Origin of the sequence: Chitinophaga sancti (assembly GCF_034087045.1) — a bacterium.
GTDB lineage: Bacteria > Bacteroidota > Bacteroidia > Chitinophagales > Chitinophagaceae > Chitinophaga > Chitinophaga sancti_B.
Genome location: NZ_CP139247.1, coordinates 7,222,208 through 7,238,471 on the forward strand (window position 1 = coordinate 7,222,208; position 16,264 = coordinate 7,238,471).

At 45.5% G+C, this 16,264-nt stretch carries 14 protein-coding genes; 5 read left to right on the forward strand and 9 right to left on the reverse strand.

What is annotated here, in order from left to right; translation table 11 throughout:
* Positions 1-77: 77 nt before the first annotated feature.
* From SIO70_RS28825 to ribD, 3 genes are read right to left on the reverse strand one after another with little or no spacing between them, the layout of a single operon-like run.
* A complete protein-coding gene (locus SIO70_RS28825; protein WP_320576735.1) occupies positions 78-674 on the reverse strand; it encodes a YigZ family protein in 597 nt (198 codons plus the stop codon).
* 9 nt (positions 675-683) lie between these two features.
* Complete coding sequence (locus SIO70_RS28830) at positions 684-1,955, reverse strand: hypothetical protein (protein ID WP_320576736.1); 1,272 nt, start codon at positions 1,953-1,955, stop codon at positions 684-686.
* 1 nt (position 1,956) lies between these two features.
* Positions 1,957-3,228, reverse strand: coding sequence for a bifunctional diaminohydroxyphosphoribosylaminopyrimidine deaminase/5-amino-6-(5-phosphoribosylamino)uracil reductase RibD (ribD, locus tag SIO70_RS28835; protein WP_320576737.1), 1,272 nt, complete (start codon positions 3,226-3,228; stop codon positions 1,957-1,959).
* Between the two features lie 81 nt (positions 3,229-3,309).
* Between ribD and prmC the strand changes: the two genes are divergently transcribed.
* Positions 3,310-4,167: a peptide chain release factor N(5)-glutamine methyltransferase gene (gene prmC / locus SIO70_RS28840; protein ID WP_320576739.1), complete on the forward strand. Its 858-nt coding sequence runs from the start codon at positions 3,310-3,312 to the stop codon at positions 4,165-4,167.
* A 302-nt stretch (positions 4,168-4,469) separates the two neighbouring features.
* Here prmC and SIO70_RS28845 read toward each other — a convergent pair whose 3' ends face one another.
* The 3 genes from SIO70_RS28845 to pepT all read right to left on the reverse strand — a co-directional run bounded on the left by SIO70_RS28845 (position 4,470) and on the right by pepT (position 7,246).
* Positions 4,470-4,886 (reverse strand): biopolymer transporter ExbD, encoded by a 417-nt coding sequence (locus tag SIO70_RS28845; protein WP_320576741.1) that lies wholly within the window; start codon positions 4,884-4,886, stop codon positions 4,470-4,472.
* An 8-nt stretch (positions 4,887-4,894) separates the two neighbouring features.
* Entirely contained in the window at positions 4,895-5,611 is a 717-nt protein-coding gene (locus SIO70_RS28850) for a MotA/TolQ/ExbB proton channel family protein (protein WP_083721471.1), read from the reverse strand.
* A 390-nt stretch (positions 5,612-6,001) separates the two neighbouring features.
* Entirely contained in the window at positions 6,002-7,246 is a 1,245-nt protein-coding gene (gene pepT / locus SIO70_RS28855) for a peptidase T (protein WP_320576746.1), read from the reverse strand.
* Positions 7,247-7,540: 294 nt separating this feature from the next.
* Here pepT and metE point away from each other — a divergent pair, with 294 nt between their 5' ends.
* A complete protein-coding gene (gene metE, locus SIO70_RS28860) occupies positions 7,541-9,919 on the forward strand; it encodes a 5-methyltetrahydropteroyltriglutamate--homocysteine S-methyltransferase (RefSeq protein ID WP_320576748.1) in 2,379 nt (792 codons plus the stop codon).
* A 161-nt stretch (positions 9,920-10,080) separates the two neighbouring features.
* Positions 10,081-10,290, forward strand: a complete 210-nt coding sequence (locus SIO70_RS28865; protein ID WP_320576749.1) for a cysteine-rich CWC family protein — start codon at positions 10,081-10,083, stop codon at positions 10,288-10,290.
* A gap of 86 nt (positions 10,291-10,376) precedes the next feature.
* On the opposite strand, the gene SIO70_RS28870 is transcribed toward SIO70_RS28865, so the two are convergent.
* Complete coding sequence (locus SIO70_RS28870) at positions 10,377-10,805, reverse strand: peptidylprolyl isomerase (RefSeq protein ID WP_320576751.1); 429 nt, start codon at positions 10,803-10,805, stop codon at positions 10,377-10,379.
* A 134-nt stretch (positions 10,806-10,939) separates the two neighbouring features.
* On the opposite strand from SIO70_RS28870, the gene SIO70_RS28875 reads away from it, so the two are divergent.
* Entirely contained in the window at positions 10,940-12,103 is a 1,164-nt protein-coding gene (locus SIO70_RS28875) for a DUF1343 domain-containing protein (RefSeq protein WP_320576752.1), read from the forward strand.
* Positions 12,093-13,025, forward strand: coding sequence for a methionyl-tRNA formyltransferase (gene fmt / locus SIO70_RS28880; protein ID WP_320576754.1), 933 nt, complete (start codon positions 12,093-12,095; stop codon positions 13,023-13,025). Before SIO70_RS28875 ends, fmt begins: the two co-directional genes overlap by 11 nt.
* A 194-nt stretch (positions 13,026-13,219) precedes the next feature.
* On the opposite strand, the gene SIO70_RS28885 is transcribed toward fmt, so the two are convergent.
* Together SIO70_RS28885 and SIO70_RS28890 are read right to left on the reverse strand one after the other, a co-directional pair.
* Positions 13,220-14,215, reverse strand: coding sequence for a LysM peptidoglycan-binding domain-containing protein (locus tag SIO70_RS28885; RefSeq protein WP_320576757.1), 996 nt, complete (start codon positions 14,213-14,215; stop codon positions 13,220-13,222).
* Positions 14,216-14,284: 69 nt separating this feature from the next.
* On the reverse strand, positions 14,285-15,619 hold the full coding sequence (locus SIO70_RS28890; RefSeq protein WP_320576759.1) for a methyltransferase RsmF C-terminal domain-like protein: 1,335 nt from the start codon (positions 15,617-15,619) through the stop codon (positions 14,285-14,287).
* Positions 15,620-16,264: the final 645 nt, after the last annotated feature.

Consider the following 16,264-nt stretch of genomic DNA (forward strand, 5'->3'; position numbering starts at 1 on the left):
CATCAGTGGCTTTTAGCGTGTCGGCATCGGGAGCGCTTTTATAAATCATTGTATGTTTTTAATAAATAAAGAAGGCGCTAAGCCTTCTTTATTTCTAACCCATGAATATCTTTTAGCTTCAACAGCGCCAACTCCTGCACGGCTTTCGGTATCCCGATATCCATACTGCAAAACAGCTGTAACTCCTGTGCATATACGGTACAGTTCTGTTGTTTCACCACCATCATGATATCGTTCAGAATAGTGTAGTCAAAACTGAGATGATACTTTACCTCTACATTTTTCTGCACCGCAGGAATCACCTGCAGTACCATAGAAGCTGACATCTTATAAGCATTGATCAGACCCGGTGCACCTAATAATGTACCGCCAAAATAGCGGACTACCACCACCAGTGTATCAGTCAATCCTTTGCTGTCTATCTGCCCCAGTATAGGCTTTCCGGCTGTACCTGAAGGTTCACCGTCATCACTGGCGCGAAACTGTAATCCATCTGTACCCAGCCTGTAAGCAAAACAATGATGTGTAGCTTTGGGGTGTTCTTTTTTCACTTCCTGCAGGCATTCTTTCACCTGCTCTACCGACTTCACCGGCCATGCATAGGCCAGGAACTTACTGCCCCTGTCCTTAAATTCAGCCGTTGCTGATTTTTCTATAGTAAAATAAACTTCCATGCTTAGTTGTTAAGGGGTATAATTGATCACCAGCAAATTGTTCTGCTTCAGATCCGTTTTGATGCGCACGTATTTCCTGATCTTACCTGCGGTGATCTTCATCACGGCAGTATTGGGAGGAATACTCCCCAAATTGTCTGCCAGTAATATCATCCGGTTCTCGCCCGGTTGGAGTGTAACTGATAATTTTTGTCTGCGTTTTAATACGGGAAATCCACTGACTATAAATTTGTCATTCAGGCGAATGGAAATGCTGTCCCCATCTTCGGCGGCATCATCCCACAATTCCAGTACTACATCACCGGTGTTCACCGTGATCTGGTCCAGCAGGTTGTTACGCCTTTCCGTCAACCTGTTATCTACTGTGGGTAAGGGTTGCTGCGGTTTAGTTTTCCTGTATACCTGTGCTATCAGGAAGGTAGAATAGTAATTGGATTTATCAAGAAAATCGTAAATAGCATCCACACTATCCGTCTTGATCCTGAAGGAGCCTGTGTTTGGGGGGAGCCTGCCGAAATTGTCTGCAAAGAATCCCAATATGTTCATACCTGTATCCAGCTTTACCTGGAAGAGGGAGCCACCGGGACTTACATACTGCTGGTTCAGCAATGTTTTACCATTGTGTGTAAAGGTCACGGTATCCTTGTCATCTACATCTTCGTCCCTGATAAAGACGGGGATGATGGAATCGTAGACAGTCACTTTATCATATACACCGAAATAAATGGAATCACCTTCGGGATGAATCATGCGGTTGGTATCCGGACTTTTCCAGGGAATGTTATCTTTCTTTTTTAATAAGATCGGTTTCTTCGATAGCAGTTCCCGCAGGTAATCCTTCATCATGCCATAGATTTCATCGTCATGATAAAACCCCTGCATATACAACTCGAAAGAGTTGATCCACATACGTTCAATAGAAATGCCATTGGGTTTAAAATCCAGTGTACCATTGAGATACAGCATCCAGGCGGCGAGTTTAAAAGGCGTTTCAGAGAGGGGGTATTTATTTCTGCCAATGCCGAGTTCGTGGTCGTTCTTTTTACATAACAACACTTCGTATGAACCGGAAAAGGAGCCGTAGTCAATTTTGAGGAGGGCCGGATACAGCATTTTGTTGGAAGGTTCGCTGATCTGCCATTCCATACTGATGGTTTTGGAGCTGCCTGTGGGGGTGTAATCCATATGCCAGGTACCGGTCCATTTATCACCCTGGCCTACTGCCTGCAGTGAGTAAAGAATGAATATCCATATGCATATAGGTGCCCTGAATTTGTACATGTTATTGTTCCCTGTGGTAAATATAAATATGATCGCCCAGTAGCGGGGTTTCAGAAATTATCTTTGCATACTTTAACAGCGGTGCCGGGAGTCCTCCTGGCAGTGTGATGGATCCCCTGATTATCCTTGCTTCATCCCACAATCCGGCTTCGATAAAGCTGTTTAGCGTGGCGGCGCCGCCTTCTACCAGTACACTGAGTATACGACGTTCGTGCAGTTCGTGCATGAGTTGTGTGAGGCTGCCGCCATTGAAGGAGAAGGTTGCCTGACTGTCATCGTACAATTGATCAGCTTCAGGTATCGGGTGATTTTGACTATCGCCTCTGAAAATGAAAGTCTCCTGACTGCCATCGTACAATTGATCAGCTTCAGGTATCGGGTGGTTTTGACTATCGCCTCTGAAAAAGAAGGTCTCCTGACTGCCATCGTACAGGTGATGAGTTTTGGGTACCCTGTGGTGGGGGTCTATCACAATGCGCAAAGGATCTTTGCCTGTCCACAGCCGGTTATTGAGCCGGGGATTATCCATTACGGCAGTACGGCTGCCGACCAGGATGCCTGCCTCCTCACTACGCCAGCGATGTACCAGTCTGTCGGAGTATTGATTGGAGATACGAACAGTATGTCCGTCTTTAGTACCTATATACCCTGCCTGGCACTGGGCCCATTTTAAAATTATATAGGGGCGTTGTTGCTCATGAAATGTAAAAAAGCGGCTGTTCAGTGCCCTGCATTCGGCTTCCAGGATACCTGTCCGCACGGTGACCCCTGCATTTTGGAGGATGCTGATCCCTTTTCCGGCTACGGCGCTGAAGGTATCCACACAGCCAATGACCACTTCCCGGATCTTTTCTGAGACGATCAGGTTGGCACAGGGAGGTGTTTTGCCATAGTGAGCACAGGGTTCCAGGCTCACGTACATGGTGGCTGCAGGAACCAGGTGCCGGTCCCCATCTTTTACAGAATTGACACAATTCACTTCGGCATGCGCCTGCCCGTATACCCTGTGGTATCCCTCTCCTATTATCCTGCCTTCGTGCACCAACACCGCTCCCACCATAGGGTTCGGGGCTACATACCCTGCTCCCAGGGTAGCCAGCTGAATGCAACGGGACATGAAAAATTCATCTGTAAGGCGGTTCATGACAGTGTTTGTATCTTTACTTTTACCTGCAAAAATATCACCCTGGATTTCAGGAATAACATCCTTGTCAGTGTTTGTATCTTTACTTTTGCCTGCAAAAAATATCACCCTGGATTTCAGGAATAACATCCTTGTCAGTGTTTGTATCTTTACTTTTGCCTGCAAAAATATCGTTTACGCAGGGAATTTCCCTTTTTTATACCAGAGCTTATGACCATTCAGGCAGCATTTGTACAGATCATCTCCGCGCTAACCCCCATCCATGGCGATCGGGAGGCTGCCAGTATTGCTCATATTTTAATGGAGCATATTACCGGTCTTGGCAGAATGGACAGGATCGTTTATAAAGATAAAAAACTTACTGAGGATCAGGAAGTTCAATTACGCATTGCGCTGGAAGCCATGTTGAGAAATGAACCGGTGCAATATGTGACGGGAACGGCCTGGTTTTATGGGATGGAATTGAAGGTAACACCAGATGTGTTGATTCCCAGACCGGAAACGGAGGAACTGGCAGAATGGATTATTGAGGATGTGCGGAAGGCCGGCACGCAACCAGGAATATTGGATATTGGCACAGGGAGTGGAGCGATACCGCTGGCGATTAAAAAAAATCTGCCTTTGGCTACTGTTAGCGCTATTGATATAAGTTCGGGGGCATTGAAGATCGCAATGGAAAATGCGAAAAAACTATCACTGGCAATTAGTTTTTCATTGGTGGATGTATTGGATGCCAATGCCACTGCGGCTTTGCCGTCTTATGATATTATTGTAAGTAATCCACCTTACATCTGTGAACATGAGAGCGCGGGTATGCAGGAGCAGGTGGTGAGTTATGAGCCAAATATTGCGCTGTTTGTACCGGATAATGACCCGCTTCGTTTTTATCGCAGAATAGGTCTGTTAGGGCAGGAGAAGTTATCTGCGGGTGGTGGATTGTATTTTGAGATTAATGAGGCCTATGGAAAGGATACGGTGAGTTTGCTGGAGGAGCAGGGGTATGTCGATGTGGTATTGAAACAGGATCTTTATGGCAAGGATAGGATGGTGAAGGCTACGAAACTTTAACCTTACAGGCTATTAAAAGCTGGAATTCCGGGTTACTAAATTTTAACCAACCCGTTATTCAACGATCATATTCCGGATTTCTAAATTTTAACATTACAGATATTAAACCCGGGTAGCAATGTTGGGTCTTTATAGCAGCAGTCTATAACCTGCATGCGAGCTAACTTTTTTATTATTACTTCCAATTGGCAAAAGAACGGCTCCGGAACTTAAGTGGTCCGGAGCCGTTTGAATTTCGTATTGGTATAGTAGTTACCCCTATCCGTTATTGCCAGTCGTAGCAGTTGCCAAAGCCGTTACCCCTATTTAGTTTCAGGCGGTTTTGTAGTCGCCAATACAACCTTGGCACCTATTTCGCGCGCAATCTCCATAATAGACACCACATCCTCTACCGGAACTGACTTTTCTGCATTCACCACGATGGTAGGATCTACTTCCTTTGAATCGCGGGCAATAGATGCGGCAAGCATCTGCTTCAGACTTCCAAAGGCTACCTGGTTGGTACCTACGAAGAATTCTCTTTTATCGTTGATGCTGACAACCACAGTCTGCTTAGACTTGGTATTGCTCTTTGCCTTTGGCAAAGTCAGCTTGATTACATTCGGATTGGCCAGCGTGGATACGATCAGGAAGAAGAGCAGCAGAATGAACAAGATGTCATTCAGCGCCCCGCTGTGCATCTCCACGTGATTTTTATTTCTTCTGTTGCGTAAGTTCATAAGCTTGATTATCTGGTTGGCTCCTGTAAAATATCGATAAACTCAGCAGAAGCAGCTTCCATCTTATTGATAGTCTTGTCTATCTGTGCGTTCAGGAAGCTGTAGCCGATATAAGCCACCAGACCGATAATCAGACCAGATGCAGAAGTGATCATCTTCACATAGATACCACCGGCGATGGTGCCCAGTGTGATATCGGAAGTGATAGAGATATTGAAGAAGGTCTGGATCATACCGGCGATGGTACCCAGGAATCCGAACATAGGTGCGATACCGGAGATGATGGAAAGAATCACGAGGTTCTTTTCCATTTTATAGATTTCCAGTTTACCTACATTCTCCATTGATTTCTCGATGCTCTCAATAGGCTTACCTATGCGCTGTATGCCTTTGTCGATCATACGGGCTATAGGACTGTTGGTGTTCTTTGATAAAGAACGGGCAGCCTGGATGTTGCCATTGGAGATATGATCACGGATCATCGGCATGAAGTTATCTTCCAGTTTGCCTGCTTTGGAGATGGTGAGATACCTTTCTACAAAAGAGAAAACAGCGATAACGGAGAGGATCCCGAGAGGGATCATGAGAATACCACCCTTTGCCAGCAGGTCTAATAAGCTGATATGCTGATCGGCAGCGGCGACGGTACTTGCGCCGGCAGCCACTGTATCGGGCTTAGGCGATAATAAGGAATCCTGGAGTAATGTTACTAATCCTAAGAGCATGAATAAAAATTTAACCTTGCAAAAGTATTACATCAAATGCAACAAGCAGGGAAAGATACCAATATTATGTAAACATTTAACGTATATGTCCCTAAAATATTATCCCCATGCATCATAAGTGGATGATGCACTTCCTCTTGCAGCCATTTCTATGCCAGATGTGAATCAAGTGCTTTTTTGTGCACCAGATGTGGTCAGGTGTTTTTTCATGCACCAGATGTGGTCAGGTGTTTTTCGTGCACCAGATGTGAATCAGGTATTTTTTCGTGCACCGGATGTGAATCAGCTGCTTTTTCGTGCACCAGATGTGGTCAGCTGCTTTTTCGTGCACCGAATGTGGTCAGGTTCCTGTAGCTGAATGGAGACCTCCCTCATTCTCCCACACCTGCCTCAGCTCTTCTCCTCCCACACCTGCGCCAAATGTACAATCGTCTGCACCGCCTTTTGCATATCCTGTATGCTCACATATTCATACTTACTGTGCAGCGCCATCTCACCTGTAAAGATATTAGGACATGGCAAACCCATAAAAGAAAGACGGGAACCATCTGTCCCCCCACGGATAATCATTTTCAATGGCTCCACTCCTGCCCTGCGGATCGCTTCTTCCGCATACTCTGTGACCTGCGGATGCAGGTTCAGCACCTCTTTCATATTGCGATACTGCTCTGTAACGGTGAGTTTCGCACTCGCAGTCGGATACTTTGCCATCACGGCATCCAGTATATGCTGCAGGAAACCCGCATGGTCTTTTAGTTTGGCAGTGACGAAGTCACGAAGAATGAAATCAATTTCTGCATGTTCTACGATCCCACTCACTCTCACAGGATGAATAAACCCCTGACGATCTTCGGTGGTTTCAGGAGAAAGGCTGTCTTTGGGCAGTGCGTCTACTATTTCCGAAGCTATCTTGATGGCGCTCACCAATTTATCTTTTGCAGTGCCCGGGTGTACACTCACCCCTTCGATTACGATTTTGGCTGCATCGGCACTGAAGCTCTCATCTTCCAGGGAACCCAGTTCACCGCCATCGAGGGTGTAACCAAAGGTGGCGCCGAGTTTAGACATATCCAGTTTTTCTACGCCCCGCCCTACTTCTTCATCTGGTGTGAAGAGGATGCGGATGGTGCCATGCTTGATTTCAGGGTGCGCCACCAGGTAATGGGCGGCATCCATGATTTCGGCTACACCCGCTTTGTCGTCGGCACCCAGCAGGGTATTGCCGGCAGCGGTGATGATATCATCGCCTTTTTTGGAGGCGAGGTATGGGTGAAGGGCGGTTTTGATGATGGTGTTATCTTCAGGCAGTTCGATGTCGTCGCCATCGTAATGCATGTGTATGATGGGTTTTACACCTGTACCACTACAGTCACTGCTGGTGTCCATGTGAGAGCAGAAGCAGATCACAGGCACCTCTTTGGTAGTATTGGAAGGGATGGTGGCGAATACATAACCATGTTCATCCATCTCAGCATCGGTGATGCCTATTTCGTGCAGTTCCTGGATGAGCAGGCGGCCAAGGTCTTTTTGTTTTTCTGTAGAAGGAAAACTTTTGCTCAGTGGATCGGACTGTGTGTCTATCTGGACATAGCGCAGGAAGCGCTCGGTAACGGTGTATTTGTAATTAGTGAACATAGTGCAAACGTAAGAAATACTGGTAAAAGTAAAATTTACTATTTGTTACTGGGAATAGTACTAAAATCAGGACATATACATAGTTTTATTTTATTTTAAAGAACATTACACCAAATATTTCAATACAAATAGTTCATTTAACCTTTATTCATAGGTTTGTGTAGAAATTTGTGCTGCGGCATGGAACCGTGTGCAAATCACGGGCTGACGCGCAACTGTAAATGACCTATGCTGTCATGAAGCCAGATACTTGTCGCAGGCAGATATTTTTTCACCCTATTAAATAATGTAAGTATGCAAACGAATGTTCCCGGCTATCCGCGCATTGGTAGCAACAGAGAATTGAAGAAAGCAAACGAAGCGTATTGGGCAGGCAGGATCTCTTTGGAGAAATTGCAGATGACTGCCAGACAGCTTCGCCGTCAGAACTGGGAAACCCTCCGTGATGCCGGGATTGATCTGATCCCTTCGAATGACTTTTCTTATTATGACCAGGTACTGGACATGTGTTTGATGACGAATACGATTCCTGCCAGGTTTCAGGCATTGCAGGCTACACAGGTGTCAGCGAGTAGTCCTGAGTTGTATTTTGGTATGGCGCGTGGGTACCAGAAAAATGGGTTTGACCTGACGGCGATGGAAATGACGAAATGGTTTGATACGAACTATCATTATCTCGTCCCTGAGTTTGATGGTACACAGCAATTTGCTTTAACTTATAATAAAGCCCTGGAAGAATTTGAAGAAGCCAAAGCATTGGGGATCCATACCAAACCAGTGCTCATTGGGCCTGTGAGCTTCTTATTGTTGGGTAAGATCAAAGATGAAAAATTGCAGGTGGCAGATTTGCTGGATAAATTATTGCCTGTATATATATCCCTGTTACAGTCTTTGGAAAATGCAGGAGCTACCTGGATCCAGATAGATGAACCTACGCTGGTGCTGGATCTGACACCACAGGAGCAAGCAATGTTTTCATATGCTTATAGTAAGATTGCAGCCGTCCTTTCATCCGTCAAATTGTTATTGACCACATATTTTGGTAGCCTGCAGGATAATACTGCGTTGACTTTAAAGCTGCCGGTAAATGCATTGCATATTGATCTGGTGCGTGCACCGGAGCAATTAGAAGTTGTTTTGGCGCATGCGCCCAAACACCTGCAACTGTCATTGGGTGTGGTGAATGGAAGGAATATCTGGAAGAATAATTATGAGGATAGCCTGGCATTAATTAAGAAAGCGATTGCCGTATTGGGTGAAGAGAGAGTGATGATTGGTAGTTCCTGTTCATTGCTGCATTCACCGTATGATCTGGATATGGAAGAGCTGACACCACAGTTGAAAAACTGGATGGCGTTTGCGAAGCAAAAGGTGTATGAGCTGGTGGATATCAGAAAAATCCTGGATGGGGAGCATGCGATTCTGGATAGTGATAACGCGATTCGGAATGGTGAGCATGCGACTCTGGATAGTGATAATGCAATTCGGAATGGTGAACATGCGATTCTCGCAGCCAATAAAGCTGCTATGCAGGAAAGAGCCACGGCTACCATCATTCACAAACCAGCTGTAAAAGCGCGTCTGGCGGCATTAACAGCAAACGATGCCAATCGTAAAAGTGAGTTTGCCATTCGTCAGCAGGCACAGGAAGCAGTGCTGAAATTGCCGTTATTCCCTACTACCACCATTGGTTCCTTTCCACAAACAGAAGATATCCGTAAGCTACGTGCTGATGTAAAGAAAGGAGTGATCACACAGGATGATTATGATATAGCCATCCGTAAAGCGATTGGTGAATCTGTACAGTTACAGGAACGTTTGCAATTGGATGTATTGGTGCATGGCGAATTTGAGCGGAATGACATGGTGGAATATTTTGGTGAACAACTGGAAGGATTTGTTTTTACAAAGAATGGTTGGGTACAAAGTTATGGTTCACGATGTGTAAAACCACCTATCATTTATGGTGATGTATCCCGTCCTGAACCAATGACTGTAGCATGGAGCAGTTATGCACAATCGCTGACAAGGCAGCCTATGAAAGGCATGCTGACAGGGCCTGTGACGATATTGCAATGGTCTTTTGTAAGAGATGATCAGCCACGTGCAGATACCACTTTACAAATTGCACTTGCCATCAGGGATGAGGTAAATGACCTGGAAAAAGCGGGTATCAGGGTAATACAGGTAGATGAACCTGCTATAAGAGAAGGCTTACCACTGCGTCGTGCAGATTGGGGAGCGTATTTGGAGTGGGCTGTAAAAGCCTTTAGGGTAGCCGTTTCCGGCGTGGAAGATGCGACGCAGATCCATACACATATGTGCTATAGTGAGTTCAATGATATCATTGATAGTATTGCAGCGATGGATGCAGATGTGATTACGATTGAAACAAGTCGTTCACAAATGGAATTGTTAGAAGTATTCTCCACATTCAGGTATCCTTATGAAATTGGCCCTGGTGTATATGATATTCATTCCCCAAGAGTACCGACTGTAGCAGAAATGACGGCATTGCTTGATAAAGCGGCGCAGTTGCTGCCCGCAAGAAATATATGGGTAAATCCGGATTGCGGATTGAAAACAAGGAAGTGGCCGGAAACGGAACAGGCGTTGAGGAATATGGTGAGTGCTGCGCAGCAGATGAGGGTGGCTATTAAACAGCCGATTTGATCGGGTTGCTTCATTGATCGGGCTACTTCACTGATCGGGTTACTTCACTGAGCAGCATTACGGAACAGCTTTGCTGTTCCGTAATGCTGCTATGCTATTGTCTGGAATGCTTTCCCTGCAAGCATTCCAGACAATCACTATATTTTTCGTACCTTTATGCTATGGCAGAACATGAAACCGTCAGCTGTCCACGCTGTAACAATACATTCGAATGCCGGGTCGGCTCTATTCTTCGCTGCCAATGCCAGGAGGTTACGCTTAATGAAGAAGAACGATTATTTATTGCAGCACACTATCTAGGCTGCCTTTGCGCCACTTGTATGGAAGAGATGAAAAAGAAATACAAAGAAGAACAATTATTTAAGCGATAAATGGTGTAAAAAAGAAGGTGCTTACCACATAAAAAGAAAAAGGGTGTTTGCCTGCCGGCAAACACCCTTTTGTCTTATATCCTTGATTATACGATCTCTACAAGTTCAATATCAAAGACCAATGGCTCACCAGCCAGCGGATGATTCGCATCCAAAGTGATAAATTCGCTGCTGATAGCAGTTACCTTTACAGGAAACACCTGACCCTGTGGATTGCTCATCTGCAGTTCCATACCTACCTGGGGATTCAGGTCTTCCGGAATATTCTGCTTAGGGAAATCCATGATCAACTCGTCGTTTTTAGGGCCATAAGCCTCTTCAACGGGAATATTCAGGGTTTTCTTATCTCCTGGTATCATATCCACCACACCACTGTCGAAGCCTTTAATAACCATACCGGCGCCAACCTGAAATTCCAGCGGGTCTCTGCCTTCGGAGGAATCAAATGTAGTTCCGTTGGTCAGACGGCCATGATAATGCACACGCACCGTATCTCCGTTTTTAACTGCTTGCATAAAAATAAATTGTTAAGTGTTTAGGAATTTTATTACCTGCAAGGTAAGAAAAATGATTAAAGTGCCAAGAGGTTAGCTGCATTCTGTCTGCATTATAGGAAATTTAGCCTGTAAATTTTACTATTTTTGATCCTATGTATAAATTCCTCCTCTCCTTCATTATTTCGGCCTCTTTCCTGCTGCCGGCAAAGGCACAGGTCATTACCGGGGCAGACCGGACAGCGGAATATCTTCCCCTGCTCAAAGGCAAAAGAGTCGCTCTCCTGGTCAATCAGACAGCCACGATTGGCAATACGCACCTCGTAGATTCATTGTTGAAACTAAAGGTGAATATCATAAAGATCTTCAGCCCTGAACACGGCTTCAGAGGCAAGGCAGACGCCGGCGAAAAAGTAGGCAACAGCAAAGATGCCGCCACTGGTCTCACCATTGTATCGCTCTATGGCAAACATAGAAAAGCTGATGCCAATGATCTGAAAGATGTAGACATCCTCATCTTTGATATCCAGGATGTAGGCACCCGATTCTATACATACATCTCCTCTTTACAGGAACTGATGGAGTCTGCTGGTGAAAATAATAAACCACTCATTGTTCTGGACCGGCCAAATCCAAATGGTCATTATGTAGATGGCCCTGTTCTGGATACGGCGCTTCGTTCTTTTGTCGGCATGCAACCCATCCCTATCGTACATGGCCTCACTGTGGGTGAATATGCAAAACTACTGAATGGTGAAAAATGGCTGAAGAACGGTGTGCAATGTAAACTCACTGTGATCACCTGCAAACAGTATGATCACCACACCTACTACGAACTGCCCGTGAAACCCTCTCCCAACCTGCCTAACATGGCAGCTATCTATCTCTATCCAAGTACGTGCCTCTTTGAAGGTACTGCACTGAGTCTGGGCAGAGGTACGGACCTGCCTTTCCAGGTGTTTGGGAGTCCTGAGTTTCCTAAGAACCTGTACTCATTTACACCGCATTCTACAGAAGGTGCGAAAGAACCTCCGCTGAAGGATGTAACCTGCTATGGTTATAACCTGACGGGTACACCGGCAGAGAGTAGAGCGAAGATGAACAACCAGGTACAATTGAAATGGCTCATTCAGGCTTATCAGTTGTTCCCGAATAAGGATAAATTTTTCATCAGCAGTTTCAACAGGTTAGCAGGGAATACTACCTTGCAGCAGCAAATCAAACAAGGCTTGAGCGAGGCTGCTATTCGCCAGAGCTGGGAACCGGCTTTGAGTCATTTTAAAACTATCAGGAAGAAATATTTACTATATGCAGAGTGAGTCTCTTAGGATCGTATTTATGGGTACACCAGATTTTGCAGTGGCGTCACTGGATATACTGGTACAGAATGGATTTAATGTGGTAGGTGTAATTACGGCGCCTGATAAGCCGGCGGGCCGTGGGTTACAACTGCAGGAGAGTGCGGTGAAGAAGTATGCGGTGAGTAAAGGATTGCATGTGATGCAGCCGGAAAAGTTGAAGAATCCAGAGTTTCTGGAAGAGTTGAGGGGGTTGAACGCAGACCTGCAGGTGGTGGTAGCGTTTAGGATGCTGCCGGAGGTGGTGTGGGATATGCCGAGATTAGGGACGATCAATGTGCATGGGTCTTTGCTCCCGAATTATAGAGGGGCGGCCCCGATTAACTGGGCGATTATTAATGGGGAGAAAGAGTCGGGAGTGACAACGTTTAAGTTGCAGCATGAAATTGATACGGGCGATGTGATGTTTAGTCAGGCGGTGGCGATAAGAGAGGATGAAACAGCGGGAGAATTGCATGATGCATTGATGGCGACAGGGGCTGAGCTGTTGTTGAAAACGGTGACGGCTATTGCGAAGGGAGATGTGCATGAGGTGCCGCAGGCGGATATTAAGGCGGAGGATATTAAGCATGCGCCGAAGATATTTAAAGAAGATTGTCAGATTAAGTGGGAGGGTTCAATTGATCATATTTATAATCTCGTTAGGGGATTGAGTCCTTATCCTACTGCGTGGGCGACTTTGCAGGGGAAGAGTGTGAAGATATTTAAAGCGACGAAGGAGAAGACGGTTCCTTCTGTAGCTCCCGGTGAGTTTGTGACGGATGGGAAGAGCTATTTAAAAATAGCGGCGAGTGATGGGTATTTGAGTTTGGTGGAGATACAAATGGAGGGGAAAAAGCGGATGGATATTGAGGCGTTCTTACGAGGGTTTAGGGCGAATTGATAAGTGAATGAATGCTCAAATTAATAGGCAAAAAAAAGCCTTCATCTTCGATGAAGGCTTTTTTTTGTGAGTCGAAAGGTGTTGCTTTTGCTGTCGCAAAAGCAACACCTTTCGGTATAAGATTGCGGTTCTTTGTGCTTTGTTCTTAGTTACTAAGAATTAGTTATTAGTTCTTAGTAACTAGTTCTTGGTTTCTAATTCTCGTAGCTCAATTCACAGTAGAACTTCGGATCATTTGTACCCAATGCTTCCAGCGCTGAATCACTCAATTTAATAATCAAACCAGCATTCTGCTTGATCTGCGGAATCGTCTCCAACACTTTCGCATAAATATACTTTCCATTCAGCGGGTTCGTTACTTTAATGATCGTACCTCGCTGCGCTGTATTGTGCAATGCATAATATTTACCTGCAGCTGCATTACTCTTGAACCAACCTCCAGGCCCTTTTTCTGTAGTAGCATTTTTACCATTGCCCGTCTGCTGTAAATACAATGATTCAAATGTAGAACCTGCGGTTGTCACTGGCTTGGTTGTTTCTGCAGGAGCAGGAGCCGGTGCTGGTGTAGATGGTGCCGGATTAGACTCTACTGGCGGAGCAGGGTTATTATTACTAACCGGAGCTGTCGGTGTAGGTGCCGGCGTATTATTTACCGGAGCAGGCGTTGGCGCCGGCGTAGATGGTGTAGGAGATGGTGTAGGAGCTGGTGCTGGTGTCGGATTGTGAGCAACCGCTCCACCACCGCCGCCTTTCAGGTAACCAATGATCACATAGGTATCCTTCTTCAACCCATCGCCAGACATGTTGTTCCAACGGCGGATATTATCCAGCGGTACCTTGTTATGATTGAGACTCAGGCGATACAATGTCTCGCTGGCTTCTACTTTATGATACAATGGCGCACCACCACTTGCGGCATCCGCCTTTTGCGAGAAGTTTGTACTATTCAGCGGGATCTTGACATTCTGTCCCAGCTGCAGCCCTTTATCGGCCGAAATGTTATTCTCCGCCGCTATATCCTTGATAGGCAGGCTGAATGTCCTGCCCAGGCTATATAAAGTTTCACCTTTTTTCACCGTGTGCAATACATACAAGTCAGGAGTAGTTCCCTGCACCTGGATGATATCCTGTGCATACGCGCCTGCTACTGATAATACAAGTACCGCTAATGTCATGAACGATTTTACCATACTTCGCTGTTTATACCTTTCGGGCAACTAAATTATAAATATTTTATGGTTTGAAACCTATACCTGATTTCAAGCCTGAATTTCTTTCAGAATACGGAGTTCCTTAGGATAATAATTATTGATACGGTTTGGCAATACCTTGGCCCAGCCCAGCGACATTTCTCCATATTGCATTAATGCCCATCCTTTTATAGCTACATCAATGGCAGGATCCTCTTTTCTCAGGTACTTCAATGCCTGTTCACGGGTCAATGCTACTTTTTGCACATCGCCTGCCACCAAAGGACTCATGGACAGCTGGTGATCAGGTATCAGTTCCTTTGCGGCCAACTGACCTGCTTTGACCCCAGCCTTTCGCAAATATAAGTGCTGCTGCAATACGGAGACAGCTGGTTGCATCATTTCAGGGAATAATAGTACCTCGCCCTGATGCGCCATCATGAAGATACCGTCACTGTCCTGTAACCACGGGGTCACCTTATCCCTGTCTTTTTTATCGACTGCTGTGAGTGTATTCCGCTGTTTCTTAGTGCTATATTCCTCTCCTGATTTTCTGCGGAAGCAGGTAATAAAGAACCCCTCTCCCTTTACTCTATCAGGATAAAAACGATATCCTTCTGCTGCGGTTTTTACAATGTGCCAGTCAGGTTGTAAAGGCACCGGTATATTTTCCAGCTCAAAATTAGCCTGTAACCAGTCCATGATCTCCTCATCTTCTTCCCTGCTGTAAGAGCAGGTGGCGTAGATCAGGATACCTCCTTCTTTCAGCGCCGGCATGGCATCGGCCAGGATCCTTTGCTGTCGCTGACTACACAACATCACATTTTCTTCTGACCACTCATTGATCGCCTCCGGTTCCCTGCGAAACAATCCTGAACCAGAACAAGGCGCATCGACCACCATCACATCGAAGAAACCCGGCAACCGACCAAAATCACGGGGATCATTGTTTGTAACCACCACGTTGGCAGCTCCCCACCTGGAAAGATTGTCTCCCAGCAGCGCAGCCCGGGTTTTGATCACCTCATTGGATACCAACAAGCTCTCCGGACTGATCAAAGACTGCAACAATGTAGATTTACCACCCGGTGAAGCACAGAGGTCCAGCACTTTGAGGGGAGCAGTCAGGTCACATGCCTGCCGTAATACCTGTTCCAGAAACATGGAAGAAGCCTCCTGAACGTAGTAAGCCCCTGCGTGAAAATATGGATCAAATGTAAAAGACGGCCTTTCAGCCAGATAATACCCGTCAGTCGTCCATGGGACCCGGCTATACCCATTGGTAGCCAATTCTCCCAGTATTTTTTCTGTCGTGTCCCTATCCTTTATCTTGTTCGGATTAATACGCAGCGAAGTCACCTTTTCTTCCGCCGCATGTACACGCAAAAAAGCTGCCAAATCCATTTCAGGCAGCGAAATCAGACTATCAGTAAATTTTTTTGGAAGATCCAACCCGCTTTTTGCGGCAAAATACAGAAAATAAAGGTATGATCGGCTCAGATAAATTTAAACGGATCGAACGGGTAAATGCTAAAATTACAGAGATCAACGGCTAAAATAGTTAAACGGATCGAACGGGTAGATGCTGAAATCACAGAGATCAACGGCTAAAATAGTTAAACAGATCGAACGGGTAAATGCTGAAATCACAGAGATCAACGGCTAAAATAGTTAAACAGATCGAACGGGTAAATGCTGAAATCATAGAGATCAACGGCTAAAATAGTTAAACGGATCGAACGGGTAGATGCTGAAATCACAGAGATCAATGGCTAAAATAGTTAAACAGATCGAACGGGTAAATGCTAAAATCACAGAGATCAACGGCTAAAATAGTTAAACGGATCGAACGGGTAGATGCTGAAATCACAGAGATCAATGGCTAAAATAGTTAAACGGATCGAACGGATAGATGCTGAAATCACAGAGATCAACGGCTAAAATAGTTAAACGGATCGAACGCATTCCCAGCGAACGGACCGAATGCCAACAGTAATGACAGTGTTTTTCAAGGGCTAATTAAATATAGTTCAGGCCGTAAGTTATAAT